Source organism: Streptomyces sp. MUSC 14, from assembly GCF_001866675.1.
Classification (GTDB): domain Bacteria; phylum Actinomycetota; class Actinomycetes; order Streptomycetales; family Streptomycetaceae; genus Streptomyces.
Window position 1 is genome coordinate 83616 of sequence record NZ_MLYN01000013.1, and the last position, 25288, is coordinate 108903.

Sequence of the window (25288 nt, forward strand, 5' to 3'; positions counted from 1 at the left end):
GCCGGCCACGCGAACGAGACGGCGTCGGTGTGGTGGGACTGGGGCGCGTGCGGGTCGGACAGTGCGACCGCGGCGAAGTGGACGACGGTGCTGATCTCCAGGACTGGCGCGTCGAGGCCGACCCCGCGACGGCGGTCCTGGAGCAGGAGCAGCAGCCCCGAGGAGAGGCTCCCGACGGCGCCCCAGCACCAGTCGGAGGACGAGACGACGCCGGAGACGATCCAGGGGTGAATCCGCGCAGACAACCCGTTGACAGTTCCTCGGTGAAATGAAGCGGACGGCCGTGGAGCCGTGGTGGTCCGAGGCCGTCCGTGACGCGACGCCGACTGGATGCGCGGGGGGGGGCGCCGAAGTTCGATCCCCGCGATATGACGCCGGTCACCTCGCGGCCTCGCCGTCGTCCAACTGCCGTGCGGTGGTCAGGACATCGCCTTCTCCCGCTCGTACGCGGCCAGCAGGAACAGCCAGATCTCGCTGACGGTCGGGAAGGGGGCGATGGCGTGCCGGAGCCGCTTGAGCGGGACCTCGCCCGCCACCGCGATCGTCGCGGAGTGCAGCAGCTCGCTGACGCCGGAGCCGACGAAGGTCACGCCCAGCAGCACCTCCCGGTCCCGGTCGATGACCAGCCGGGCATGGCCCCGGTAGCCGTCGGCGTACAGGTTGGCGCCCTGGGCGGCGTTGAAGTCCAGGTCGACGGTCCGGACGCGGTGGCCCGCGGCGGCCGCCTGCTCCGCGGTCAGGCCCACCGCGCCCGCCTCGGGGTCGGTGAAGAACACCTGGGCCACGGCGTGCTGGTCGGCGGTGGTCGCGTGGTCGCCCCACGCGCCGTCGTCCAGCGGCCGGCCGGCCGCGCGGGCACCGATCGCGTCCCCGGCGGTACGGCCCTGGTACTTGCCCTGGTGCGTGAGCAGCGCGCGGTGGTTGACGTCACCGAGGGCGTACAGCCACTCGCCCTCGACGCCCTGGACCAGGCAGGTCGTGTCCACGTCCAGCCAGGAGCCGGGGGTGAGGCCGACCGTGTCCAGCCCGATGTCGTGCGTGGCGGGGGTGCGACCGGTGGCGAACAGCACCTCGTCCGCCTCCAGTTCGCTCCCGTCGTGCAGGGTGAGCGTGACGGGACCGGCGGGGTCCGGGCGGCGCAGGGCCGTCACCTGTGTTCCGATCCGTACGTCCACCCCCGCCTCGCGCAGTCCGTCCGCGACCAGCTCACCGGCGAAGGGCTCCATCCTCGGCAGCAGCCGACGCCGGACCAGCAGGGTGACCTGCGAGCCGAGACCCTGCCACAGCGTGGCCATCTCCACGCCGACACCGCCGCCACCGACGACCACGAGCCGGGCCGGCACCGTGCCGGAGTCGGTGCCCTGCCGGTTCGTCCAGGGCCGGGCCTCCTCGATGCCCGGCAGGTCCGGCAGCACCGGCAGGCTGCCGGTGGCGACGGCCACCGCGTGCCGGGCCGTGAGGGTCTGCCGCGCGCCGTCGTCCCCGGTGACGGTGACCCGACGGGGCCCGTCGAGCCGGCCGTGCCCGCGGAACAGATCGGCGCCGATGGACTTGACCCACCGGGCCTGCCCCGAGTCGTCCCAGTCGCTGACGTAGCGGTTGCGGCGGGCGAACACACCGCCGGTGTCGAGGCGGCCGGTGACGGCCTGCCGTGCCCCGTCCACCCGGCGGGCGTCGGCGACCACGAGGACCGGCCGCAGCAGCGCCTTGCTGGGGACACAGGCCCAGTACGAGCATTCACCGCCGACGAGCTCCCGCTCCACGACGGCCACCGAGAGACCGGCGGCGCGGGCGCGGTCGGCGGCGTTCTGCCCGACCGGCCCGGCGCCCAGCACGATCACGTCGTGGACGGCGGCTTCCCGGGGTGCCTGTTCGCTCATCGTCTTCCTCGCCTCGTGGTCGTGCCGCAGGGGATCTGTCGTCGCCATCGCGTCCCTGCGCCGTACGGGTCATGTAACCCCGGGGCTCGCGTCGCTCCTCGCCGCTCGGCCATACGGCTCACGAAGAACGGCCATAAGGAGTGCCGGTGGCCGGGCCGGAATCCGCGGACGGCACCGGCACTTGAGGATGCACGTCACGACGCACACCACGACACGAAGGACGGTTGCGATGGGTTCTGTTGATCTGGCCGGGCGCGTGGCTCTGGTGACCGGAGCGACCAGCGGCATCGGCGCGGCGACGGCCGAGCTGCTCGCCGAGCGCGGTGCGTACGTGCTGGTCGCCGGACGCGACGCGGCACGCGGCGAGACCGTCGTCGCCCGGATCCGGGAGCGCGGCGGCAGGGCGGACTTCGTCGCCGCCGAGCTGGCGGACGCCGAGTCGGCCCGGCGGCTGGCGCAGAAGGCCACCGAGCTGGGCGGAGGGCGCGTGGACATCCTGGTGAACAACGCGGGCATCTTCCCGTTCGGGCCGACGGCACAGACGTCGCCCGCCGACGTGGACGCCGTCTACGACGTGAACGTGAAGGCGCCGTTCCACCTGGTCGCGCGGCTCGCCCCGGCGATGGCCGAGCGCGGGTCCGGCGCGATCGTGAACGTCAGCTCCATGGTCGCCGAGTTCGCCGTCGAGGGGATGGCGCTGTACGGCTCCAGCAAGGCGGCGCTGAACCTGCTGACCAGGGCGTGGGCCGCCGAGTTCGGTCCGCACGGGGTACGGGTCAACGCCGTGGAGCCCGGCCCCACCCGCACGGGCGGTACGTCCGGCATGGGCGAGGACCTCGACGCCCTCGCCGCCCAGGCACCGGCCGGGCGGCCCGCCGAGGCCCGCGAGATCGCCGAGGCGATCGCCTACCTGGCCGGCGACGCGGCCAGCTTCGTACAGGGCGCGGTCCTGCCGGTGGACGGCGGCCGTACGGCCGTCTGAACCGTGCTTCCCCCGGCGGCCCGCCCCCTTCCCCCGCGCGCTCTTGTGTTCGGGACCCGCCGCGGCGGTGTGTCCCCGCAACGGCCGTGGAACGGACACAGCGTGACGGACCCGTGCGGTACCGGCGCGGGGTGAGTGGCGAGGGGCGGGGCGATGGGCGGGACGATGAGCACGCGGCGTAGTGTGCGGGCGGCCCTGGCGGGGCTGGGCCTGGCGGTGGCTCTCGCGGGCTGTGGATCGGGGGCCGGAGCGGGCGGCGACGGCTCGGGGGAGGGGAGCAAGTCGCCGCCCGCACCGGTGGTTTCCCCGACCGCCGATGTCGCCGCCTGCTTCGAGGGGCGCTGCCGGATCCGCGTGACGGAGCAGCCCACGCGCATTCCCGTCGACGCCCGGTTCGGGGTCGGCTCGCTGGAGGTCACCGGCATCACCGCACACTCGGTGGCCGTACAGGCCTCCGGGAACGGGCAGTTCATGACCTCGTCGGTCGGCGAGGGAGGAACGGGCAGCCTGAACGGACTGGTCTTCCGGGTGGAGAACGTCCACGACGGGCAGGCCGTGCTCGACTTCTTCCCGCAGGAGTAGACCCGTCAGGCGGTCTGGAAGAGCGCTCGCCGGCCGGCGGTGTCGACGAGCACCCGGTGGGTCTCGGGGCCGGGGTCGGCGACGCCGTCGGAGAGGACATGGACGCGGTGGTCGCGCTCGCCCCACTGCGCGTGGAGATCGGTCGCGGAGCCCGCGCCGAAGCGGATCTTCCGTACGACGATGTCGCCGTCCGCCGGTGCGATCCGCTCGTCGATCCGCGCGGCCGGGTCCTCGTGGTGGAGCATCTTCGCCGTGGCCACGGCGGTGAAGGACGTGTCGGTCTCGGGCACGGCCGACCGGTCGGCCTCGGTGACGGCGACCCGGACGCAACCGACGGTGCCGTCGGCGGCGCATACGTCCGCGATGGCGCCCTCGCCCCGCTCGACCGGCGCGTCGGACTCGGGGGCGAGGGGGACGACGCCGTTCTGGAAGTCCATGGCCGGCAAGACGGTCCGCGCGGGACGCATCCTCCCCGTACGCGGCCGCCCCGAGGAACGGCGGGCCTGCTGCTCGTCCGGTTTCCTCATCCCCCGTCGTAGCCGGCCGGCAGGGTGGCCGCGGCGCTGCGTGCGGCGGGAGACCCGAGGGGGCCGGGCGGGCGCTGTCCTGCTGTCGACGGTTGCTGTGCCGGGCACCTCGTGCGGACAGCGAGAGGCCCGGCACGGAGCTGCCGTGCCGGGCCTCTCGACAGGTCGCCGGGCCGCTCAGGGCCGGGCGTGCGCGCTGTGCGTCAGGAGCCGTCCGCCGACTTGGTGGCCGTCTTCGAGTAGGCGTCGTGCCAGGCGGCCTTCGCGCCGGAGTCGCCGATCCGGTAGACGTCGACCACCGCGCCCACCGCGACGGCCAGCGAGAGCACGCCCAGGACGATCCGCACGGGCAGGGCCGACCAGCGCAGGGCGCCACCGCCCTGGCGGGGCTCCGCCTCGGTGCGCCGGCCGGCCCACCACACGACCGCCGCCAGCACGAACAGGCCCAGGGCCCACGGCAGCAGCCCGTCGCCCAGCTCGGTGTGCCGGCGCACGAGGGGGTCGGAGTCCACGTGCCGTTCGAGCCACTCACCGGCATGCGTCGTCAGCGGCACGCTCACCAGGGCGACGAGGGCCACCAGCGGCAGCACCATGCCCAGCCGGCGGGCGGCGCGCGGCCACAGCGCAGCCGTGACCAGGGCAAGCGCGGTGAGCGGGATCAGCACGACGACCACATGCACGAACAGGACATGTGCGGGCAGACCGTTGATCAGAGTCATCAAGGCGCTCCTGAGGGGGGACAAGGCGCGTCAGCCTGGCACAGCCGACTCTCAGTTACCTCTGAGCCCGCTCAGCCGCACGCGCGACGGTGCCCGGGGGCGTCATGACCGCGCGCCCCGACGGCACCGTGGTGGCCTCGGTCGGCGTCCTAGGGTGGAGGTATGGGCGGCGGCACGGTGACGCTGTTCCTGTGCGGTGACGTGATGCTCGGGCGCGGCGTCGACCAGATCCTCCCGCACCCCGGAGACCCGGAGCTGCGCGAGGACTACGTCACGGACGCCCGGTCGTACGTCGAGCTGGCCGAGGCGGTCAGCGGGCCGATCCCCGCACCGGTCGGCCCCGCCTGGCCGTGGGGCGAGGCGCTGCCGCTGCTGGAGCGGGCCGCCCCGCACGTCCGGATCGTGAATCTGGAGACGGCCGTCACGCGCAGCGACGCGTTCGCCCCCGGCAAGGCGATCCACTACCGGATGCATCCGGCCAACCTCCCCGCGCTGACCGCGGCCCGGCCCGACGTGTGTGTCCTGGCCAACAACCACGTCCTGGACTTCGGCCGGCCGGGTCTGGAGGAGACGCTGGACTCGCTGACCGGTGCGGGCCTGCGGGCCGCGGGCGCCGGGCGCGACGCCGAGGAGGCCCGCACGCCCGCCGCGGTCCCCGTCGGGCCCGGCCGCCGCGTCCTGGTCCTCGCCCTCGGCGCGCAGTCCAGCGGCATCCCGCCCGACTGGGCCGCGACCACCGGCCGGCCGGGCGTCGCCCATGTCCGCGAGCTGTCGGCGGCGGCCGCCGGGACCGTCGTGCAGCGGGTGCGGGCCGCGCGGCGACCGGGCGACATCGTCGTCGTGTCGGTGCACTGGGGCGCCAACTGGGGCTACCACGTCCCCGCTGAACAGAGACGCTTCGCGCACGCCCTGATCGACGGCGGCGTCGACCTCGTCCACGGGCACTCCTCGCACCACCCCCGCTCCGTCGAGGTGTACCGGGACCGGCTGATCCTCTACGGCTGCGGCGACTTCATCGACGACTACGAGGGCATCCGCGGCTACGAGCGGTACCGCGACGACCTCCGCCTCGGCCACCTCGTCTCGGTGGACGCGGACACCGGGGCCCTTGCCGGGGCGCGGATGTTCCCCCTGCGGGCCCGGCGGATGCGGCTGGAGCGCGCCGGGGACGCGGACCGCGCATGGCTGCGCGCGACCCTCACCCGGATCAGCCACGGCGTCCACGTCGCCGCGCGGCCCGACGGCACGCTCGCCCTCGTACTCCGTCCGGCCGCCCGGTGACCCTCACTGCGGTGGCGTAGCGCGCAGGAGCTCCGCGCACCACTCGCGGACCGCGTCGGCGACCTGCTCCAGCGCGCCGGGTTCCTCGAACAGGTGGGTCGCGCCAGGGACGACGCGCACGGCGTGCGGGACCCGGAGCAGCTGCGCGGCCTCCTCGTTGAGCCGCAGCACCTCGTGGTCCTCGCCGCCGACGACGAGCAGGACGGGTGCGCGTACGGCGGGCAGCGCGGCGCCCGCCAGATCGGGGCGCCCGCCCCGCGAGACGACGGTCAGAACGCCCGCGGGGCGCTCGGCGGCGGCCTGGAGGGCGGCGGCCGCGCCCGTGCTGGCGCCGAAGAGGACGACGGGCAGGCCACGGGTGCCGGGCCGGGCCCCCAGCCACTCCATCGCGGCCACCAGGCGGCGTCCCAGCAGCGCGATGTCGAAGCGGTGCTCGCCGGTCACGACGTCCCGCTGTTCCTCCTCGGCGGTGAGCAGATCGATCAGTAAGGTGCCCAGCCCGGACTCGCGCAGCGCGGCGGCCACGGCCTGGTTGCGCGGACTGTGCCGCGAACTGCCGCTGCCGTGCGCGAACAGCACCACGGCCGGTGCGTCCTGCGGCACCACCAGATCACCAGGGAGCGCGGCGCCGTCGGCGGGCACCACAACCGTCTCGGACATCATGGTCATTGGTCATCGACTTCCCCAGGGGCTACGACGGTCCTCGGCCGTCTCCTGCGACTTCCTGCACCTCTCACGTACCCCGATGCGCGTCCGGCTACCGATTGAATGCCCAACAGGACATCACGACGTACGCGGGTGCACGCTGGCTGGGGATGGAGGGAACAGCGATGACTACTGCGAAGGACATCATGCACCCGGGCGCCCAGTGGATACCCCGGTACGAGACGCTGGACCGCGCGGCACAGCTGATGCGGGACCACGGCGTGGGCGCACTTCCGGTCAGCGACCCCGAGAACGGTGACCGTATGTGCGGCATCATCACCGACCGCGACATCGTGGTGAAGTGCGTGGCCGCCGGCCACGACCCCGCGAAGGTGACGTGCGCGGAGATCTGCGAGGGCACACCGCGCTGGATCGACGCCGCCTCGGACATCGCGGACGCCCTGCGGGAGATGGCGGGCCACCAGATCAAGCGCCTGCCGGTCGTCGAGAACAAGCGCGTGGTCGGCATGATCAGCGAGGCCGACATCGCCCGCAACCTCAGCGAGGGACAGCGCGCGGAGTTCGTGCAGCGGGTCTACGCCTAGAGCGAATACGTGGTCGGTGGCGTCCGTGCCCGGCACGGACGGGCCGGTCATGTCGTTGGGCCCGGTGACCGTGATGTCACCGAGGAGGCCTGATGACGGATCGTGCGGAAGCCATCGAATCCATGGAGCAACTCGCGCTGGTCTGGCGCGCGATGGTGCTCGACCGGGACCCGCACGCCGATGTGCGGGACCTGCCGGGCATCGCCGTGCGCTGGGCCGACTCCCGGTTCGCGTTCTGGAACTGCGTCACGCTCACCGAGGTCGACGCGGACCCGGCGCTGCTCGGCCGGCGTCTGGTCCAGGCGGCGGACATCATGCGCGCCAAGAAGCAGCCCGGGTTCCTGTGGCTCTTCGACGACCTCCTCGGTGACGAGGCGCGCGCGGGAGTGCGGGCGGCGGCCGAGCAGGCGGGCCTCGCCTACGGCTTCCCCGGCACCGGCATGGCCGGAGACCTCCTCCCCGTCCCTGAACCGTCCCACCCCGACCTGACCTTCGAACGCGTCACCACCGAGGAACAGCTCCGGGCGTACGCGGACCTGAACTCCCGCGCGTACGGCTTCCCCCTGGAGCACGGCCGTGACGGACTCCTCGGCTCCACGCTGTGGACGAGCCGGGTGCACGCCTACCTGGGCCTGCGCGACGGCGCCCCGGTGACCTGCGCCGGCACCGTGGAGGCCGACGGCCGGCTCTTCGTCGCTCTCGTCGCCACCGCCCCGGAGTGGGAACGACGCGGCTACGGCGAGGCGGTGACGCGCAAGGCCCTGTACGAGGGGGCCAGGGCGACCGGACTGACCCGGGCCATCCTGCACGCGACGGCGGCCGGCGCGCCCGTGTACCCCCGCATCGGCTTCCGGCCGAACTCGCCGATGGGCTTCTACGGCCTGGAGGCGTGACGGCGCGGCCCTAACTCCCCTGACCGGCGAGCACGGCCTCGGCCCGGTCGCCGCGCACCGTGTCGACGAACGCCGCCGGATCGTCCGGGAGCCGGTCGCCGCGCCAGGCCACGTGGCCGTCCGGGCGGACCAGCACGAAGGACCGTTCGTAGAGCGCGGCGGCGGCTCCGCCCGCCCCGGCGTGGACCGTCAGCGGAACGCCCCGGCCCGCGAACGCACGCTCCACGTCCGGGAGTCGGCCGGCCCCCGCGAAGCACAGCAGGGCGAAGCCGCGTCCGAACAGGTCGAGCGTGGAGGTGGTGGCGTCCCACCAGGTGTGCGCGGCGCGGTAGCCGGGCTCGCTGCCGGGGCGCCAGTCCGGGCCCGGCTTTCCGCGGCGTACCGGCACCCGGGGGTCCTCGATGATGGCGGGCGAGCGGTAGCGCAGTCCGAAGTGGATCTCCGGGGCGTCGAACTCCCGCTGTGCACCGCTGTCTTCGAGCACCCTGGCCGCATGGCTGCGGGCCAGCTCGCCCTCGGGCCCGTCCAGGTGGATCTCCGGCGGCACCTGCCTGCGCAGGGTGCGCTGCAGATTGACGTGGGCCTCCGCCAGGCTCGCCACGGCGATCGGCCGGCGTTCGGCGTCGTAGGTGTCGAGGAGCAGTTGTCCGGCCCAGCCGTTCAGGGCGGCGGCGAGTTTCCAGCCGAGGTCGGCGGCGTCGCCGATGCCGGTGTTGAGGCCGAAACCGCCGGAGGGCGACAGCGTGTGCGCGGCGTCGCCGGCGAGGAAGACGCGCCCGGCCCGGTACCGGTCGGCGACGCGGTGCGTGAGCTGCCACTCGCCGTCGCTCAGCAGTTCCACCGGAGTGTCGAAGGCGAGGACATCGCGGATCAGTGTCACCGGGTCGCCCCGGTCGGCGGTGCCGTCCGCGGCCACCACCAGGTTGTACAGGTCGCTGCCGTTGAGCGAGCGCATGGGGAAGCGCAGTGTGGACGACAGCATCAGGAAGTAGACGAGCGCGGCCCGGTCGCCGAGCCGCTCGTTGAGCTCGGGGGCGCGGAAGAGGATGTTGCGGAACACCTGGGTGCGGTGGCGCGCCGGTGCGTCGATGCCGCAGGCGCGGCGGATCGGGGAGGAGGCGCCGTCGCAGGCGACCAGATAGCGCGCCCGGACCGTGCCGGTCGAGCCGGTGGCGTGGTCGGTGAGGTCGGCCTCCACGTGGTCGTCGGTCTGCCGGACGCGGTCGACCGTCGTGCGCAGCCGCAGGGGACCGTCCGGATGGACGCCCACGGCCTTTGTCAGCACCGGGTTCAGCCAGTGGGCCGGGCACATCTGGTCGGGCTCGGGGGTGTGCGTGAAGGCGGGCCGGTTCCCGGCGGTGCCCCGGCGGTAGCGGTAGACCTCGTGGCCGCCGACCCGGGTGACCCAGGCGATATCCAAGGGATGGTCGGCCGGCCAGCCGGCGCCCCGGACGGCGTCCGCGACACCCCAGCGGCGGAACAGCTCCATCGAGCGCGGGCCGATCGTGCTCACCTTGGGGTGCCGGACCTGTCCGTCACCGGCGTCGATGACCAGGCAGTCGATCCCGCGGTACGCCAGGTCCAGCGCGAGGGCCATTCCGACGGGGCCGCCGCCCACGATCAGCACGTCGGTCCGCTCGTCGGAACGCGTCATGTCCTGCCTGCCTTTCGTGCGTGGGTCCGTTCCCGGTGGGGCGGGCGCGTCGGGTGGCCCGGGGCCGGCCACCCGACACCCCGGATCAGGGCCGTTCCGCGCTGACCAGCAGGCAGCCGAAGGTGTCGACACCGGCCAGGTCGGCGGGGTGGAACGCGTCCTCGGAGAAGGCGAAGTTGCTCTCGACCATGGCCTCGGGACGCTCGTCGGGATGCGCCGTCTTCACCAGTTCGTGGCCGGTGCGCAGGGTGGTCTGCTCCGTGACGTCGAGGACGGCGCGCGGACGCAGGCCGGACCGGCGCAGCAGCCCGATGTAGTCGTCCAGGTCCGCCATGGTCGCCATGAGGTCGCGGCAGAACTTCTCGACGCCCGGGTGCCGCGCCTGTCCGCGCGGGCCGCGGTCGAACACATCGGTCAGGACGAGCCGGCCGCCGGGGACCAGCACGCGGCCGATCTCGGTGAGCACCCGCTGCCGGTCGGGCATGTGGCAGAGCGACTCCAGGGCCATCACGGCGTCGAACGACCGGTCGGGGAAGGGCAGTCGCATCGCGTCCCCGTGCTGGAACACGGCCCGGTCGGCCACCCCGGCCTCGGCTGCCAGCCGGTTGGCGGTCTTGATCTGCTCCTCGCTGATGCTGATACCGGTCACCCGCGCACCGGTGCGGTCCACCACCCGCAGACCGGGGCCGCCCACCCCGCAGCCCAGGTCGAGCACATGGGAGGTGCCGTCCACCTTCAGGTGCTCGATGAACACGTCGGTGAGCCGGTCCATCGCCTCCTCGATCGTGGCGTCGGAGTCCGGGGAGTCCCAGTAGCCGATGTGCACATTGGTGTTGAAGGTGCCGTCCTTCATCGCGTTCAGCGTCAGCTGGTCGTACAGCTTGCCGACGGCTCCCGGCACCGGCAGTGTCTGGGCGGAATCGGTCATGGCAGTGGCCTTTCTGGTCGGGTCTGGTCGGGATCCACGAGATCGGCGCTCCGCCAGCATCGGGCCGCGCGGGCGGCCGGGCGGCACGGCGGAGGAAAACCCGCTCATTCACGCGGTGGGCGCGGGCCGGCTCCACCACGACCGGGTGAGCCGGACCTCGCTCACCCCATGCGTGCTCGGGAGGGTTGGGGGATGTGATCCGCGTGCGGGTGGGACCAGGCGTCCTCGATCTGTGCGCACCGGGCGTAGTCCGGCAGCAGGCCCCGCTCGTGCGCCTCGGCGAGCGTGGGCGCCACCCGGTCCCGGTCGGACAGGACCGGTTCGGCGGCCCCGGTCAGGGGCAGTGCGAGGGCCGGGTCCCGCACGGACAGGGCGAGTTCGTGCTCCGGTACGTAGCTCTCGGAGAGCAGGTACGACATGACGGTGTCGTCCTCCAGCGCCACGAACGCGTGCCCCACACCCAGGGGCAGATACGAGGCCCGGTGGTCGCGCTGGTCCATCAGCACCGCGTCCCAGCGGCCGAACGTGGGCGAACCCACCCTGATGTCGACCACGATGTCCAGGGCCCGGCCACGGGCGCAGTAGACGTACTTGGCGCTGCCGGGCGGGGTCGCGGTGTAGTGGATCCCGCGCACCACACCGCGCCGGGACACACTGTGGTTGGACTGCGCGACGCGGAACAGCGGACCCCCGCGCGCCTCGGTGAACGCCTGCTGCTGGAACGGCGAGAGGAACAGCCCCCGGTCGTCGGGAAAGACCCGCGGGGTGAATTCAAGGGCTCCCTGGACGGCGAGTTCGCGTGATTTCATGTGCGCTCTCTCATGGCTCGGCGAACGGATCGGTGAACGGCTCGGCGGAGTAGGGGAGTTCAGCGGGGAGTCACAGCGTGCTCAGCACCTCGCGCAGCGCGTGGATGACCTTGTCCTGGAGGTCCTGGGGGAGCGCCGGGTACATCGGCAGCGAGAAGATCTCACCGGCCAGCGCCTCGGTGACCGGGAGCGAGCCGGTGGCGTAGCCGAGGTGGGCGAACCCGGTCATGGTGTGCACCGGCCACGGATAGCTGATGTTGAGGTGGATGTCGTAGGCCTTGAGGCGTTCGACGATGTCGTCGCGCCGGGGGTGCCGCACGACGTACACGTAGTACACGTGGTCGTTGCCCGGGGCGGTGCGGGGGAGCCGGAGCCCGGTGCCGGCGAGGCCGTCGGCGTAGCGCCGGGCGACCGCCCGGCGGCCGGCGACGTAGGAGTCGAGCCGACGCAGTTTGCGGCGCAGGATCTCCGCCTGGACCTCGTCCAGGCGGCTGTTGTGGGCGGGCGTCTCCAGTGTGTAGTAGCGGTCCTCCATGCCGTAGTGGCGCAGCCGCCGCAGCCGCGCCGCCACGTCCTCGTCCGAGGTGATCACCGCGCCGCCGTCGCCGTACGCGCCGAGGACCTTGGTCGGATAGAAGGAGAAGGCCGCCACGGTGCCCGTCGTGCCCGCCAGGGTGCCGCCCTGCCGGGCGCCGTGGGCCTGGGCGCAGTCCTCCAGCAGGGCCAGCCCGTGCCGGTCGGCGAGCTGCGTCAGCGGTGCCAGGTCGGCGCACTGGCCGTAAAGGTGCACCGGCAGCAGACAGCGGGTGCGTTCGGTGATCGCGTCCGCCACCTGGGCGGTGTCCATGAGGAAGTCGTCCTCGCGGACGTCGACGAAGACGGGAGTGGCGCCCGTGGCGTCGATGGCCACCACGGTCGGCGCCGCCGTGTTCGAGACCGTGATCACCTCGTCGCCCGGTCCGACGCCCAGCGCCTGGAGCCCGAGCTTGATCGCGTTCGTGCCGTTGTCGACACCGACGCAGTGGCCCACCCCGTGGTAGGCGGCGTACTCCTCCTCGAAGCCGCGCACGCTCGCGCCGAGCACGAGCTGCCCGGAGGCGAAGACCGTCCGTACGGCGTCGAGGATGTCCGGATGCTCGCTCTCGTACTCCGCCAGGTAGTCCCATACACGCGTGGTCATGTCCTGCCAGCCTTTCCGGAGAGGGATGTCAGTGCTGCTCGTCCCGCTGCCGGGCCAGGGCGTCGACCGTGCGGCGCACCCCTTCGGGCAGGGAGATGCGCGGGTGCCAGCCGGTGGCCGCGCGGAACGGGGTGGAGTCGATGGTCACGCTGCGGAAGTCCGTCACGGGCGCGTGCGCGGGCGGCTCCACGCACTCCACGGCGACCGCGTGCCGCCCGGTGCGCTCGGCCACGGTCCGCGCGATGAGCCGGAACGTGTCGCCGAGTGCGTCGCCGCGGCCCGCGCCGATCAGATGGTGGCCGCCCACCAGCGTCTCCGGGTGGTCGAGCGCGGCCGTGAACGCGTCGGCGACATCCTCGACATGGACCAGATCGCGCCGGACCGTGCCGTCGTGCCACATGGTCAGCGGCCGGCCGGCGAGCGCCTGGCGCACCATGGCCGACACGACGCCGCGGTCGCCGGCACCGCCCGCCGTGCCCTCCCCGAACACCGTGGGCAGCCGCAGCCCGATGCCGCGCACCCGGCCCTCGGCCGTCGCCTTCAGCAGGATCTGCTCGGCGGCCAGCTTCTGCCGGTCGTAGGCGGTCCGCGGACGATCGGGCTCGCTGCCGTCGAGCGGCTCCCGCGGCGGCACACCGACCTGTGAGGCGGCACCGCCGTACAGCACCAGCGCGGGCGGCCCGCCCGCGCGCCCCGGGCCCCGCACGCCGAGCACGTCGACGAGGTCCCGCATCACGACCACGTTGACGCGTTCGGCCGCCGGATCCGACTCCGCCGCCCGCCAGCCCCCGTCCCCCAGCAGCAGATGCACCACCACGTCCGCACCCGCCACCGCCCCGGCGAGTTCCGTGCGGTCGGTGAGGTCGGCGGTGACGACGGTGAGCTCGGCCGGGCCGGGGACGGCGGGGCTCGGTCTGCGCGCCACGGCCCGCAGCCGGACCGGGCGCGACGCTAGCGCGCGCAGGACGGCGGAACCCACGAAGCCCGAGGCGCCGAGCACGGTGATCAGCGGGGCGGGGGCCGGTGCGGTGCCCGTCATGTCACATCCCTTCCCGGGGTCGCGCCGCGACCGCGTTGAGGCAGGCCAGCAGGGTGCGGGCCTGCACGTTGAGGTAGTGCCCGTGCCGGGTCAGCGCCCGGAGCTGGGCGGGGGTGGCCCAGACGAAGCCGGGGGGAGGGACGAGCGGGGCCTCGGCCGAGCCCGCGTCCACGGCGAGATAGCGGCTGCGGGCGCACAGGAAACGGCCGCCCTCCTCCGACTGGATCGCCTGGTAGCGGATGCGCGACGGGTTGGCGCCCAGGACCGCGTCGAGGAACGGCGGCCGGTCCGCCACCGGCAGGTGGGCGTAGTTGCCCGGCGTGCACTGCACGGTCGGGGCCAGCTCGACCGTGTCCAGGAACCCGCCCTCCGCACGGGCGTTGACCAGCACGTGCGGCACCCCGCCGAACTCGCGGACGAGGAACGCCGCGATGCCCAGGCCCACGGGTTCGAGCAACGGCTGGGTCCAGCTGACGTTTTCGCGGTTGCTGCCCCGCACGGAGACGGCGACCACCCTGAAGTGGCGGCCGTGCTCGTGCTCGATCGCCTCCACCCCGTGCTTCCAGCCGCGCACGGCGGCGAGTGGAATGCGCTGCGCGTGCACGTCGTGCCGGGAGCGCTCGCCGGTGAACCAGGACAGCAACTGCCCGTCGGAGTGCAGCGCACCGGGCGCTGTGTCCGGGTACGGGACGCAGGACAGCACGCTCCGGGCGTTCATGTTGATCAGGTCGTCCTCGTGCAGCAGCGCGGCGATCTGACCGAGGGTGAGCCAGCGAAAGTCGGCCGACTCGGCGACCTCGCCGGTGGTCTCCACGACCATGTTGCGGTTGCACTTGTGGAAGAACCAAGAGCCCTGCTCGGACTGGAGGACGTCGACGATGACCCGGTCGGGGTCGGGCCGCACGAAGTGGTCGAGGAGCCGGACGTCGGTGCCCCGGTGCGCCCTGGTGTAGTTGCTGCGGGTGGCCTGCACGGTGGGGGACAGCTGGAGCAGATTGCGGTTGCCCGGCTCCATCTTGGCCTGCATCAGGAAGTGCAGCACCCCGTCGAACTCCTTGGCGAGGATGCCCAGGATGCCCACCTCGGGCTGTCTGATGACCGGCTGCTGCCACTCCCGGCGGGGCCCGTCGCCGTAGGGCCCGTCGTGCTCCACCACGTGCAGGCCCTCGACGGTGAAGAACCGTCCGCTGCGATGCACGAGATTGCCCGTGCCCGGCTCGAACCGCCACTCGCCCAGCTCGCCGAACGGGATCCGCTCCACCCGGAATTCGCCCGCCGTCCGGCGCTCGGCGAGCCAGGCATGCACCTCGTCCGTCCGCAGCTGAGCCCCGTGGTGGGCCGCCGCCGACGCGGCGATGCGGTCGGCGAGCCCCGGGTCCTCGCGCGGACGTACGGCGGCCGGGGAGGCCACAGGGGGGCCGAGACAAGACGACATCGAAGAACTCCCAGTCTGCGGACGACGGAGGCGGGCAATGGAGGCGGGCGATGGAGGTGGGCAACAGGGTTGGGGAACAGGTGTGGGCGACAGAGGCCGGCGGCGCGTCAGAGCCGCTGCGCGGTGATCAGGAGGTAACCGGCGTGCGGGTGCTTCCCGAACGCCTCCAGCAGCTCCGCTGCCGCGCCGAGCCGCGCGGCGGCGGGCGCGGCGAGCATCGCGGCGATGTCCCGGAAGGCGGCCGCGCCGTGCCCGTAACTCGCGCGGACCTGCTCGCCGATGTCCGTCAGTTCCAGCAACTGCCAGCCGGAGTCGGCCAGTTGTGCGCGCTGCTCGTCGGGCGTGCTGATCCTGGCGATCTCGTACACGTCCAGCATGCCGTCCAGTACGGCCTTGTCGTCGCCGGTGAACGGCAGCCGCCGGCACAGGTCGGCGACCACCAGCCGGCCCCCGGGGCGGACGACCCGGTGGAGCTCGGTCAGGGCGGCCGTCTGGTCGGGCATGTGCAGCAGCGACTCGATCGCGAAGGCGCCGTCGAAGGAGGCGTCCTCGAACGGGAGCTTCATGGCGTCCGCGAGCCGGAAGGAGACCTGGCCATGCGCCTCGGAGTCCTCCGCCGACCTCGTCGCCTGCACCACCTGTTGGCTGCTGACGGTGACTCCGGTCACCCGCACCCCGTGCGCCGACGCGATGCGCAGGGCCGGGACGCCGTTGCCGCAGCCCACGTCGAGCAGCTGCTGCCCCGGCCGGAGGGCGAGACGGCCGGCCACGAGGTCGGTGAGCTGGTCGGTGGCCTCGGTGATCGGGATGTCCTGGCCCTCCTTCCAGTAGCCCACGTGGATGTTGCCGCCCAGGGCGTTCGTGGTGCCCGCCTCGGCGAACGCGTCGTACGTCTCGCCCACGGACTCGGGGGTGGTGTCGGTCTGCTCGGGCACGGTTGCCTTCCTTTCGTCGAGTGTCGGCACGGCGCGACGCAGGTCACGCCAGAGTCAGGACCAGCCGCCGCGGGCCGTGGAAGACCATGTCGTCGGCGTAGTCGACCTGTTGACCGCCGCGGCTCAGCCCGGGCACGCCGTCCAGCAGCGTCCGCAGGCCGATCTCGGCCTCGGCGCGGGCCAGCGTCGCGCCGAGGCAGTAGTGGATGCCGAGCCCGAAGCCCAGGTGCCGGTCGGCGGTCCGGTGCACGTCCAGCGCATCGGGGTGCGCGAAGCGCGCCGGGTCCCGGTTCGCCGAGCCCAGCAGGGCCACCACGCGGCTGCCGCACGGCACCTCGTGCCCCCCGAGCCGGGTGTCCTCGTACGCCCACCGGGTCACGGCCTGCACCGGCGAGTCGTAGCGCATCAGCTCCTCGACCGCGCTCGGCGTCAACTCGGGCCGGGCGCACAGCTCGTCGAGCACCGGCGGATGCGCCCGCAGCGACAGCACCGCCTTCGCGAGGAAGTTGGTGGTGGTCTCGTGTCCGGCGGTGAGCAGGTGGACACACGTACCCACGATCCCGTCCACGCTCAGCGGGGCGCCGGCCTCCCGGGCCCGGACGAGGAGCGTGAGCAGATCCCCCCGGTCCGTCCCGCGCCGCCGCTCCACCTCCCGCCGGAAGTAGCGGGCGAACTCCCGGGCGGCCGCCTGAGCCTGGACGTAACCGTCCGTCCCGCCGCCCGATCTGCTGCTGCTCGCCTCCTGGAGTGCCACGGCGTTGGCTCGCAGCCAGCTCTGGTGCTCCGGCGGGATGCCGAGCAGTTCGGAGATGACGAGGATGGGGAACGGCGCCGCGAAGGCCTCGACCAGATCGGTCGGACGCCGCGGCCCCAGCCGCTCCAGCAGTTGCTGTGCGATGCGGGTGACGCGGGGCCGCAGACCGGCGACGACCGAGGGCGAGAACTCCGTGGTGAGCAGGGAGCGCAACTGGGTGTGGCGGGGCGGGTCCAGGAACACCAGCCAGTTCTCGACGAGGGTCCGCAGCACCCGGTACTCGGCGGGAATCGGGACGGACACCGTGGACGCGTCGCCGGACGCCACGCGCGCGCTCCGGCCGAAGAGCCGGCTGGTCAGCACCCGGACGCAGTCGTCGTAGGAGAAGACGTGGAAGGTGTCCGGCCGGCCCGTGCCCGACGGGCGGCGATGGACGGGCGCGGCCTCCCGGTAGCGCCGGTACACCGGGTACGGGTGGGCTATGTCCTTGCTGTCCCAGCCCTGCAGGTCGAACCGCGGCAGCGTGGGCGAGGGCATGCGGTCTCCTTGGGTCGGCGGTGCGACGGGTGCGGTGGTGTGGTGGCCGGCGGTGCGGTCGTAGGCGTCGGCTAGGGGCGTGGCCGGAAGTGGTCCGCCCAGAACAGGCTCAACTCACCTATTCGGCACGGCACTTGGGGGTGTTTTCCGCACGCCTCCGCAAGGTGGTCCAGGCGTAGCGCGATGCCGCGCCGTGCCACGTCCGGGCGGGAGACCGGGGCCGGCTGCCCGTCCAGCTCGAAGGACGGTCCCGCGGTCCTGCCCCGGCGCCCCGACGGCAGCGTCACCAGCAGCTCCGCCAAGGGGCGCATCATGCCCGCCATCACATCGATCGCCGCGTTCATCAGGTCGGACCGCCGCAGGCTCCCGTCCGGGCGTTCACCGAAGTGCTGGGCCATGAGCTGCAACGCCATGAAGTACGAGCGGTTGAACAGCCGCATGACCGACCGGGCGTCGGGGTCCGTGACGGTCTCCATGGCCGGATCTCCCCCCGCGAGTGTCGGGTTCCGCACGACGGGATGGGCCGGGTCCCAGCGCCCGCCGCCCGCATGGACCGCACCCGGAGCCCCGGACAGCAGATCGGCGATCCGCAGGAACGAGGCGTGGTGCGACTCCTCGCCGCTCTCGGTCCCCGCCCCGGTCCGCGGGCCGAGGACGCCGCCCTCGCCCTGCTCGGTGATGATGTCGATCGCGAACAACGCGCTGGAGAGGTCGTCGACCTCCAACTGGTAGTCCGGATGGTGCCGGTTGACGGACTCGCGCAGAAACAGGTGGTGCTCCCCGCCTCCCCTGCCCTTCGCCACGAGGAAGAGATCCGGGACGCGTTCCAGGCCCTCGCGGATGTCGGCGTACAGCTCGCTCAGCGAGGCGTAGGGGGTGGGGCGGCGGGCGGGGCGGCCGGCGTCGTACGGCTCGGGAGCCGGGGCGGTGCCGCCGCGCCGTGCCTCGCCGCCGAGGCCGTCCGGGCGCTCGATCAGCGCGAACCGCTCGACGCTGCCGGGGCTCAGCCGTTCGAGACAGAGGTCGAGCGGGACCGGAAGTGCGTGGTTGAGGGTGGCGAAGTCGATCCGGGGCACGTGGAACGGCTCGCCCAGCGCGGTGATGATGTTGTTGACGAGGAGGAAGTGGATCATCTCCTCGCGTGCCACGGTCACGAGCGTGCCGCGGATGCCCTCGTCGACGCTCCGCCCGCCGTCGCCGCAGGCGAGCCGGAGCTGCTCGTCCGTCCACCGGCCCCGCCGCACGTACTCCAGGCCGGTGCCGTGGGTGGGTACCGAGTAGGCGGCGTACAAGTACTGGAGCATGACGGCCAGTTCGAGCGTGGCGGCCTCGCGCAGCAGGTGAAGGAGCCGGCCCCGGGTGGTGACGCCCGCCCTGGCGCGGTGGGCCACGGGCACGGTGAGGGGAACCGCGTCCGGCGCCTGCCGGGCCCGCAGGAACGTCAGCAGAAGCCGCGCCTTGGGTTCGGACAGGTCCCGGGTCGGCGGCATGTAGTAGGTCTTCGCCTTGTTGCGCGGGTCGCACATCTGCCAGATCAGCTTCGCGTACGTCTCCACCCGGCACCGGTCCGCGAGGCTGAAGACCTCCGCCTTCATGAACGAGTAGAGGTGCTCGTAGTACGCGAGGACCTCCTGGTACACCAGCTCGAAGGTCGCCTCGTCCTCGGTGGTGCCGGTCAGCCGCCAGTCGTCGGGGAGCACGCGTACGGACACGTAGCCGGCGCCGGACCAGTAGCCGAGCGCGTCGTCGGCGTCGTGCCCGAGGGCCGCGGACCCGGGCAGGTCCGGGTCGCACGGCAGGTCCTCGGCGCCGGTCGACAGCAGGATCCGGGCGGTGCCGGCCGCGGCGCCCCGCAGGGAGAACCAGCCGCGGCCCGTGTCGTCGGTGTCCAGGACACACATGCTCGACCAGGGGCCGGACCCGCCCCGCCGGCCCGCGCGCAGCCGGACGATGTCGCGGTCGCGGCAGCGTGCCTCGGGAGAGCGGGCGGCCGGATCGCGGGGCAGGGCCCGGGGGTTGAAGAACTGCCGTACCCCGATCCCTGCGACAGCGTGCGGCCGCCCGCGCACGAAGGACCGCACGAGCACCTCGACGTCGTGGTCCGCGTCGTCCGGCGCCCGGGGATGCTCCAGGAAGAGGCAGGCGTCGTCGACCTGGACGTTGACCTCCTTCTCGCGCAGGTGCACCACCGGAGCACCGGCGCCCGCCGAGACCAGACACAGCGCCTCGTCGGCCGCGGCGTGCGCCGGTATCTCGCCGGGCACCGTCACCAGTCCGCCGCCCAGCGCGTACCGCGTGCCGAGGTAGGCCTGCCGGGGCACCCGCGCGACCAGCCGGTCGCTGTCCGCCGTGCGCAGCTCCAGGTCGCCGACGTCGAGTGGCGCCGGTGCGGCGGAGGACGCCGCGGTGTGGGCGGGGATTGCGGTGATCATGTTGAGGGTGACATGGTCGTCCGTCAGCTCGACCGTGAGGTTGTGCAGGGGACTCGGGGCCCGGCCGGGTGCGCGGCGGGCCGGGACGAGCAGACGGCCGGCCGGATAGGTGCGCGGCTCGTGCGGGCGCCAGGGCGCGATCGTCCCGCGCAGCAGCCACCGGCTCGGCCGGTCGGGGGCCTGCGGCGGGGACAGGTGACTGAGCGCGAACTGCACCACCAGCCCGCCGGCCTCCTCGGCGGCCACGACCGCGCGCAGCCGTCGTACGGCCGGGGACACGGTCGCCTCGCCGAGCCAGGTCAGCTCGTCGTCCTCGGGCACCACGAACTGGTGGAGCACGGACCGGCGCAGCCGGCCCGCCAGGACGTGCTCGCCGGCGCCGCTGACATGCCCGGCGTTGTGCCATCTCGGGGGATGGAAACCCCGGACGGTGCCGGTGACCATGGAGCCGACGTCGTGGGAGCGGCCGTCGCGCCCGAAGCAGAACCGGCCGACCATGAGCGTCGTCGTCCGGTCGGACGCCGGATCGACGTCGAAGACACGGGCGCGGTTGACGGTGGTGGCGAGGTACTCGTTGTAGTGGCCCCACATGTCGACCGTGCGCCCCACCACCGGGTCGGCGGTGTCGAGGTCGCCGGCGCCGGTCTCGACACCGGCGACGCGGGCGTCGACCGAGAAGTGCCCGTTGCCCGCGAAGTCCACGCCCTTGGCCGCGCTGAAGGGCCCGGCGGGGTCCGGGCGGCCCGTCGCGTCGAACCGCGGTCCCAGCCGGTCCAGATGAGCGTGGTACTCGGCGGGCGGACGGTGCGCCGGGAAGGGCCGCCCGTCGCCGGTCAGAGCCGTGTTCGTCGCCAGATCGACGAGACCGCTCCCGGCACCGGTGGGCAGCCGGGTCGTCGCCACTCCGCGGAAGTGCAGTCGGGGCAGGTCGAAGACGCTCATGCGCACACCCTCTCTTCCGCATCACGAACGGGTTTACGGGCAAAGCGGCTTGGGACTCTCACGCCGACTCCTCCGAGCGGCTCGGCCGAGAGGCGGCGAACACCCGGCTGGCCCGCGGCTCGTACCACTCGATCTCGTGGGCGGTGTCGATCGCCGACTCGATGGCGCCCTCGATCCATGCGGGCTTGGACGAGCAGTGCTCCCCGGCGAAGAAGAGCCCCTTCTGCGGCCGGGCGGCCTCCCGGCGCTCCGCCTCGCGGACGGCGGCCGCCTGACCCCAGCGGACCGTCGCCGCTCCCCTGGACCAGCGGTGCGTGCCCCAGGCCCGGGCGGCCACGCCCAGCACCATGCCCGGCTCGCACAACTCCGGGTGCATCGCGGTCAGTTCGCGGGCGACGACCGCGTTGCGCTCCGCCTCGCCCAGCCGGGCGAGGGCCTCGGCGTCCGGGCCGATGGTGTAGCTCGCGAGCAGCACCGCGCCGAGCGCCGGATCGCCGTCCACGGGCGGGTAGTAGGTCTGCCGCACATGCCCGCCGGTGAAGGAGGCTCCCCCGCTGATCCCGTCCTTCTCCCAGAAGGCCTCCCGGCAGTGGAAGGCTATCTTCGTCCCCGCCCAGTACTTCGTCTGCCGGACGATGTCGAGCTTCTCCCGGTCGAAGCCGCTCAGTTGCATCCCCCGCAGCACCGTGAACGGGATCGTGCACACCACGTAGTCGCAGATCCTGGTGAGGGTGCCGGCGCCCTGCCGGATGCGCAGAATCACCGCGTCGTCGCGGACGTCGATGCCGGTGACCTCCAGGCCGGTCGAGATCGGGCCCCGGACGCGCGCGGCGAGCCGGCGGGGGAGTACGTCCATTCCGCCCCGCAGCCGCACGATGGTGGAGCTGGTCTCGTCCAGCACGTCGTCGAGAAAGCGCTCCAGGTGCGGCGGGCAGAACGTGCGAACCTCGGGATGGTCGGCGAAGAAGGCGTGCAGGTCGATGCGGTTCTTCGTGCTGCCGAACCGGTAGGGCGTCAGGTCGATGTGGTCGATGCAGTTCAGCAGTTCCACGCCCATTTCGGTGCCCAGCGCGCTGTAGAACTCACGCGGGGCCACGGCACGCAGGCTGGCGTCCAGCCAGGCGCCGAACAGCAGGGTGTTCTCCTGGTAATCACGGCTCGGCAGCCCGGCGGCGAACTCGTCGACCAGCGTCTCATGCGCGTCCCGCACCCGAAGATATCCAGCAGCACCGGGCAGATATGCGGCCTCGTCGGAGAACAGCGTCTGGAACTCGGAAACCTGCTTCTGCAAACCCATTTCGGCGATGTAGTGCATGGTCAGCCGGTGTCCGGCCGGGATTCGCATCGCCCCCAGCTCCGCGAACGGCCCGCCCGGACCGCCGACGGAAACCCGGCCGTCGCCCGAAATCCGACCGGCGCCGGGAAAGCGGTGGGTGTGAATACGGCCGCCGATCTCCTGACTGCCCTCGATGACCTGGACGTGATGTCCGAGCCGCTCCAGTTCATAGGCCGCCACCAGACCGGAGATACCGGCGCCGATGACAGTGATGTTCTTCGGTCCACCGATGGCACCGTTCGGTCCGGCAACGTCCTGAAAGGGTCTCGTCACAGGTTTCCTCTCCAGTGCGCGAAGTCCTGGCCCGGAAGCATGTCCTGGATGAATCCGGTGCCTTTCCCTGTTCCGGAACGGCCATGCCGGGAATTTCTCAACGGCCATTCTTTGCGGGGTGGTAGCGCTCCCATATCCCCCAACAGGCCCTGGACACGGATGGTTTGACAGGACCGCGCCCACCCACTCGGGGCGGCGGGACAGCCGTCACCCTGCGCGATCGCGCGGGGTTTGTCCCGCGCCGCAGTAGTGCGCGCAGGGCGGGGGAAAACTGGCGGGCGTCGCCGGACGGCCGGGCCCACGGGAGGCCCGGCCGTCCGGCGGGCACCGAGACACACCCCCCACGGAGGCGACGTCGATGCGTGTGTTGATCGCTACCACCCCGGCACCAGGACACGTCGTCGGCATTCTCGAGGTCGCCCGCGAACTGGCGCGGCGCGGCCACGAGGTGCGCTGGTACACCGGGCGGGCCTTCCAAGGACAGGTCGAGCAGGCCGGGGCCCGTTTCGAACCCATGAGAGTACAGCTGGACTTCAGCGGAAAGAGCCGGGAGGAGGCCTACCCCGAGCACGCCGGACTGACCGGCACCGCCAGCTTCAAGATCGGTGTCCGGGACATCTTCTACCGGACCGCGCCGGCCCAGATGGACGACCTGCTTGCGGTCCTCGAACGGTTCCCGGCCGACTGCCTGCTCTCCGACGACATGTGCTACGGCGCCTGCTTCGCCTGCGAGCGCACCGGCATCCCGCTGGCCTGGCTGAGCAATTCCGTCTACATCCTGGGCAGCCGGGACACCGCCCCACTCGGCCGCGGACTGCTGCCGAGTGCGTCACCGCTCGGCCGGGCGCGCAACGCACTGCTCAGGTTCGTCGGCGACCACGTGGTGATGCGGGACATGCGCAAGGAGGCCGACCGGACCCGGGACCGGGTGAAACTGCCCCGGCTGCGGACCGGCGCCATGGAGAACATCGCCCGCCCGCCGGCCCTCTATCTCCTCGGCACCGTACGGTCCTTCGAGTTCCCCCGCAGCGACCTGCACCCCGGCACCCACTTCGTGGGCGGTCTGCTCGGACTGCCCCCGGAGCGCTTCGATCCGCCCGGCTGGTGGGCGGAACTGCACGACAAGCGGCCGGTGGTGCTGGTCACGCAGGGCACCACGGCCAATGACGTCGACCGGCTGCTCGTGCCCACCCTGCGCGCACTGGGCGGCCAGGACCTCCTGGTCGTGGTCACCACCGGCAGCACCGTGGACCGCGCACGGCTCGGTCCGCTGCCGGACAACGTCCGCCTGGAGCGCTTCGTGCCCTACCACCACCTGCTGCCGCACGTGGACGTGATGGTCAGCAACGGCGGCTACAACGGCATCAACGCGGCTCTCGCCGAAGGAGTACCGCTCGTCGTCGTGCCGGGCTCGGAGGAGAAGCCCGACGTCGCGGCACGGGTCAAGTGGGCCGGGACCGGGGTGGTGCTCGGCCGGCGGGCCGTTTCCGAGACCGGCCTGCGCGACGCCGTGACCACCGTACTGAACGACGACCGATACCGGCGCCGGGCCCGTGAACTGGCCGAGGAGTACCGCAGCTGCGACGCCCCGCGCGGGGCCGCCGACCTTGTCGAGTCCCTGGCCGATTCCGCGGGCCAGGTTTCCACCGGAGGAGTCACACGTTGAACACCACGACGAAAGCGGGCCTGAAAGAGGCCCCCGAGACCAACATGCCCGTGGACCCGGGACCCTTCGACTGCATGCCGGAGCTGCTGGCCGCCGCGAAGGTGGCACCGGTCGTCCGGATCCCCTACCTGGGCGAACACGCGTGGGTGGTGTGCGACCCGGAGCTGGTGAAGGTCGCGCTGACCCACCCCCAGATGGGCAAGGACGTCACCCTGGTCCCCGACTTCATGCGCCGGCCCGGCCTGATGGTGGGCTCCCAGCCGGACCCGGACTACGCCCGTGCCATGATCATGAGCGACGGCGAGAACCACGCCCGGATCCGGCGGATGCACGCGCCGGTGCTGAGCCCGCGCAACACCGAGAGGTGGGGCGAGCGGGTCGCCGTCAAGGTCGACGGCTTCCTCGACGAACTGGAGCGGTCCGCCCCCGGGACCGACGCCGAGGTCGACGTCGTCACGGACTACACGCACCGGATCCCGCTGGCCTTCATCTCCGAGATGCTCGGCCTGCCGCCGCAGGCCCAGCGGCAACTGCGCGGCATCACCGACATCATGCTCTACTCCTCCGACTACCCGGCCCGCAAAGAGGCGGTCGGGGCGCTCTACGGGGCGGTCGAGGGCTGGGTGCGCGACCCCGAGCCGCTGGACGAGGGCGTCATCACGGGCCTGCTGGCCTCCTCCGGCGGAGTGGACGCGGCGGTCACCGAGGGCGAGGTCGTCGTCTGGACGCTGGGGATGATCATCACCGGCTACGAGACGACCGGGAGTCTCATCTCGGCCTCGCTGTACGAGGCACTGCGCCGGCCGCCCGAGGAACGCCCGCGTACCGAGGACGAGATCAGGGCATGGGTCGAGGAGACCCTCCGGGTGCACCCGCCGTTCCCGCACCCCACCTGGCGCTTCCCGCTCACCGACATCGACCTAGGCGGCTATCTGATCCCCAAGGGCGCGCCCGTGCAGGTCAGCATCGCGGCGGCCAACCGCGAACCGGACGAGGGGGCCGACTGCTTCGCGCAGGACCGGCAGGGCAAGGGGCACCTCAGCTTCGGCCTCGGCATGCACTACTGCATCGGTGCTCCGCTGGTCCGCCTGGAGGCGAAGATCGCGGTGGGCGGCTTCCTGCGCCGCTTCCCGCGGGCGCGCCTCAGCACCACCACGGCCGTCGAGTGGGAGTCGGAGTGGATGATCCGCCGGCTCAGCGCCCTGCCCGCGACGCTGCGGTGAGGACGCCGCAGTGCGGACGACGGGACGCCCA

General features: G+C 72.8%; 21 protein-coding genes. 7 read left to right on the top strand and 14 right to left on the bottom strand.

The genetic code is table 11. The annotated features are described in order from the left end of the window. Positions 1–419: 419 nt before the first annotated feature. The gene (locus BIV25_RS06490; protein WP_071371185.1) at positions 420–1880 is read right to left on the bottom strand and encodes an NAD(P)/FAD-dependent oxidoreductase; all 1461 of its coding nucleotides are present in this window, start codon (positions 1878–1880) and stop codon (positions 420–422) included. Positions 1881–2109: 229 nt separating this feature from the next. On the opposite strand from BIV25_RS06490, the gene BIV25_RS06495 reads away from it, so the two are divergent. Both BIV25_RS06495 and BIV25_RS50810 read left to right on the top strand, forming a co-directional pair. Beyond that, positions 2110–2862 carry an SDR family NAD(P)-dependent oxidoreductase gene (locus tag BIV25_RS06495; RefSeq protein ID WP_079176464.1) on the top strand — a complete coding sequence of 251 codons (753 nt, stop codon included), beginning with the start codon at positions 2110–2112 and terminating at the stop codon, positions 2860–2862. 165 nt (positions 2863–3027) lie between these two features. Beyond that, positions 3028–3444: a hypothetical protein gene (locus BIV25_RS50810; protein WP_177235172.1), complete on the top strand. Its 417-nt coding sequence runs from the start codon at positions 3028–3030 to the stop codon at positions 3442–3444. Between the two features lie 5 nt (positions 3445–3449). Here the strand turns inward: BIV25_RS50810 and BIV25_RS06505 are convergent, their stop codons facing one another. Together BIV25_RS06505 and BIV25_RS06510 are read right to left on the bottom strand one after the other, a co-directional pair. Next, complete coding sequence (locus BIV25_RS06505) at positions 3450–3881, bottom strand: hypothetical protein (protein WP_071371187.1); 432 nt, start codon at positions 3879–3881, stop codon at positions 3450–3452. Between the two features lie 293 nt (positions 3882–4174). Then, a complete protein-coding gene (locus tag BIV25_RS06510) occupies positions 4175–4690 on the bottom strand; it encodes a DUF2231 domain-containing protein (RefSeq protein WP_071371188.1) in 516 nt (171 codons plus the stop codon). Positions 4691–4852: 162 nt separating this feature from the next. On the opposite strand from BIV25_RS06510, the gene BIV25_RS06515 reads away from it, so the two are divergent. Beyond that, entirely contained in the window at positions 4853–5971 is a 1119-nt protein-coding gene (locus tag BIV25_RS06515; RefSeq protein ID WP_071371189.1) for a CapA family protein, read from the top strand. Between the two features lie 3 nt (positions 5972–5974). On the opposite strand, the gene BIV25_RS06520 is transcribed toward BIV25_RS06515, so the two are convergent. Next, positions 5975–6634 (bottom strand): dienelactone hydrolase family protein, encoded by a 660-nt coding sequence (locus tag BIV25_RS06520; protein ID WP_071371369.1) that lies wholly within the window; start codon positions 6632–6634, stop codon positions 5975–5977. 167 nt (positions 6635–6801) lie between these two features. Between BIV25_RS06520 and BIV25_RS06525 the strand changes: the two genes are divergently transcribed. Both BIV25_RS06525 and BIV25_RS06530 read left to right on the top strand, forming a co-directional pair. Next, positions 6802–7221 carry a CBS domain-containing protein gene (locus BIV25_RS06525; RefSeq protein ID WP_071371190.1) on the top strand — a complete coding sequence of 140 codons (420 nt, stop codon included), beginning with the start codon at positions 6802–6804 and terminating at the stop codon, positions 7219–7221. Positions 7222–7313: 92 nt separating this feature from the next. Next, positions 7314–8114 (top strand): GNAT family N-acetyltransferase, encoded by an 801-nt coding sequence (locus tag BIV25_RS06530; protein WP_071371191.1) that lies wholly within the window; start codon positions 7314–7316, stop codon positions 8112–8114. Positions 8115–8124: 10 nt separating this feature from the next. On the opposite strand, the gene BIV25_RS06535 is transcribed toward BIV25_RS06530, so the two are convergent. From BIV25_RS06535 to BIV25_RS06580, 10 genes are all read right to left on the bottom strand, one after another. Continuing rightward, positions 8125–9768 carry an FAD-dependent monooxygenase gene (locus tag BIV25_RS06535; protein WP_071371192.1) on the bottom strand — a complete coding sequence of 548 codons (1644 nt, stop codon included), beginning with the start codon at positions 9766–9768 and terminating at the stop codon, positions 8125–8127. A gap of 85 nt (positions 9769–9853) precedes the next feature. Continuing rightward, entirely contained in the window at positions 9854–10696 is an 843-nt protein-coding gene (locus BIV25_RS06540) for a cyclopropane-fatty-acyl-phospholipid synthase family protein (RefSeq protein WP_071371193.1), read from the bottom strand. A 161-nt stretch (positions 10697–10857) separates the two neighbouring features. Continuing rightward, positions 10858–11505 carry a dTDP-4-dehydrorhamnose 3,5-epimerase family protein gene (locus BIV25_RS06545; protein ID WP_071371194.1) on the bottom strand — a complete coding sequence of 216 codons (648 nt, stop codon included), beginning with the start codon at positions 11503–11505 and terminating at the stop codon, positions 10858–10860. Between the two features lie 70 nt (positions 11506–11575). Next, positions 11576–12685, bottom strand: coding sequence for a DegT/DnrJ/EryC1/StrS aminotransferase family protein (locus tag BIV25_RS06550; protein ID WP_071371195.1), 1110 nt, complete (start codon positions 12683–12685; stop codon positions 11576–11578). A 28-nt stretch (positions 12686–12713) separates the two neighbouring features. Then, complete coding sequence (locus BIV25_RS06555) at positions 12714–13724, bottom strand: NAD(P)-dependent oxidoreductase (protein WP_071371196.1); 1011 nt, start codon at positions 13722–13724, stop codon at positions 12714–12716. 1 nt (position 13725) lies between these two features. Then, complete coding sequence (locus BIV25_RS06560) at positions 13726–15159, bottom strand: NDP-hexose 2,3-dehydratase family protein (RefSeq protein WP_071371197.1); 1434 nt, start codon at positions 15157–15159, stop codon at positions 13726–13728. 107 nt (positions 15160–15266) lie between these two features. Next, entirely contained in the window at positions 15267–16094 is an 828-nt protein-coding gene (locus tag BIV25_RS06565) for a methyltransferase domain-containing protein (protein ID WP_071371198.1), read from the bottom strand. A gap of 43 nt (positions 16095–16137) precedes the next feature. Continuing rightward, on the bottom strand, positions 16138–17385 hold the full coding sequence (locus tag BIV25_RS06570; protein ID WP_071371199.1) for a cytochrome P450: 1248 nt from the start codon (positions 17383–17385) through the stop codon (positions 16138–16140). Positions 17386–17456: 71 nt separating this feature from the next. Continuing rightward, the gene (locus tag BIV25_RS06575) at positions 17457–20759 is read right to left on the bottom strand and encodes a ferritin-like domain-containing protein (protein ID WP_071371200.1); all 3303 of its coding nucleotides are present in this window, start codon (positions 20757–20759) and stop codon (positions 17457–17459) included. A 58-nt stretch (positions 20760–20817) separates the two neighbouring features. After that, complete coding sequence (locus BIV25_RS06580; protein WP_071371201.1) at positions 20818–22368, bottom strand: NAD(P)/FAD-dependent oxidoreductase; 1551 nt, start codon at positions 22366–22368, stop codon at positions 20818–20820. A 358-nt stretch (positions 22369–22726) separates the two neighbouring features. Between BIV25_RS06580 and BIV25_RS06585 the strand changes: the two genes are divergently transcribed. Continuing rightward, positions 22727–24034: a glycosyltransferase gene (locus BIV25_RS06585; RefSeq protein WP_071371202.1), complete on the top strand. Its 1308-nt coding sequence runs from the start codon at positions 22727–22729 to the stop codon at positions 24032–24034. Further along, positions 24031–25257 (top strand): cytochrome P450, encoded by a 1227-nt coding sequence (locus tag BIV25_RS06590; protein ID WP_107485952.1) that lies wholly within the window; start codon positions 24031–24033, stop codon positions 25255–25257. Before BIV25_RS06585 ends, BIV25_RS06590 begins: the two co-directional genes overlap by 4 nt. Positions 25258–25288 lie beyond the last annotated feature (31 nt).

Excerpts from the sequence above, each read along its gene's own strand:
- BIV25_RS06490 (WP_071371185.1), bottom strand. The coding sequence starts at position 1,880 with ATGAGCGAACAGGCACCCCGGGAAGCCGCCGTCCACGACGTGATCGTG.
- BIV25_RS06495 (WP_079176464.1), top strand. The coding sequence starts at position 2,110 with ATGGGTTCTGTTGATCTGGCCGGGCGCGTGGCTCTGGTGACCGGAGCG.
- BIV25_RS50810 (WP_177235172.1), top strand. The coding sequence starts at position 3,028 with ATGAGCACGCGGCGTAGTGTGCGGGCGGCCCTGGCGGGGCTGGGCCTG.
- BIV25_RS06505 (WP_071371187.1), bottom strand. The coding sequence starts at position 3,881 with ATGGACTTCCAGAACGGCGTCGTCCCCCTCGCCCCCGAGTCCGACGCG.
- BIV25_RS06510 (WP_071371188.1), bottom strand. The coding sequence starts at position 4,690 with ATGACTCTGATCAACGGTCTGCCCGCACATGTCCTGTTCGTGCATGTG.
- BIV25_RS06515 (WP_071371189.1), top strand. The coding sequence starts at position 4,853 with ATGGGCGGCGGCACGGTGACGCTGTTCCTGTGCGGTGACGTGATGCTC.
- BIV25_RS06520 (WP_071371369.1), bottom strand. The coding sequence starts at position 6,634 with ATGATGTCCGAGACGGTTGTGGTGCCCGCCGACGGCGCCGCGCTCCCT.
- BIV25_RS06525 (WP_071371190.1), top strand. The coding sequence starts at position 6,802 with ATGACTACTGCGAAGGACATCATGCACCCGGGCGCCCAGTGGATACCC.
- BIV25_RS06530 (WP_071371191.1), top strand. The coding sequence starts at position 7,314 with ATGACGGATCGTGCGGAAGCCATCGAATCCATGGAGCAACTCGCGCTG.
- BIV25_RS06535 (WP_071371192.1), bottom strand. The coding sequence starts at position 9,768 with ATGACGCGTTCCGACGAGCGGACCGACGTGCTGATCGTGGGCGGCGGC.
- BIV25_RS06540 (WP_071371193.1), bottom strand. The coding sequence starts at position 10,696 with ATGACCGATTCCGCCCAGACACTGCCGGTGCCGGGAGCCGTCGGCAAG.
- BIV25_RS06545 (WP_071371194.1), bottom strand. The coding sequence starts at position 11,505 with ATGAAATCACGCGAACTCGCCGTCCAGGGAGCCCTTGAATTCACCCCG.
- BIV25_RS06550 (WP_071371195.1), bottom strand. The coding sequence starts at position 12,685 with ATGACCACGCGTGTATGGGACTACCTGGCGGAGTACGAGAGCGAGCAT.
- BIV25_RS06555 (WP_071371196.1), bottom strand. The coding sequence starts at position 13,724 with ATGACGGGCACCGCACCGGCCCCCGCCCCGCTGATCACCGTGCTCGGC.
- BIV25_RS06560 (WP_071371197.1), bottom strand. The coding sequence starts at position 15,159 with ATGTCGTCTTGTCTCGGCCCCCCTGTGGCCTCCCCGGCCGCCGTACGT.
- BIV25_RS06570 (WP_071371199.1), bottom strand. The coding sequence starts at position 17,385 with ATGCCCTCGCCCACGCTGCCGCGGTTCGACCTGCAGGGCTGGGACAGC.
- BIV25_RS06575 (WP_071371200.1), bottom strand. The coding sequence starts at position 20,759 with ATGAGCGTCTTCGACCTGCCCCGACTGCACTTCCGCGGAGTGGCGACG.
- BIV25_RS06585 (WP_071371202.1), top strand. The coding sequence starts at position 22,727 with ATGCGTGTGTTGATCGCTACCACCCCGGCACCAGGACACGTCGTCGGC.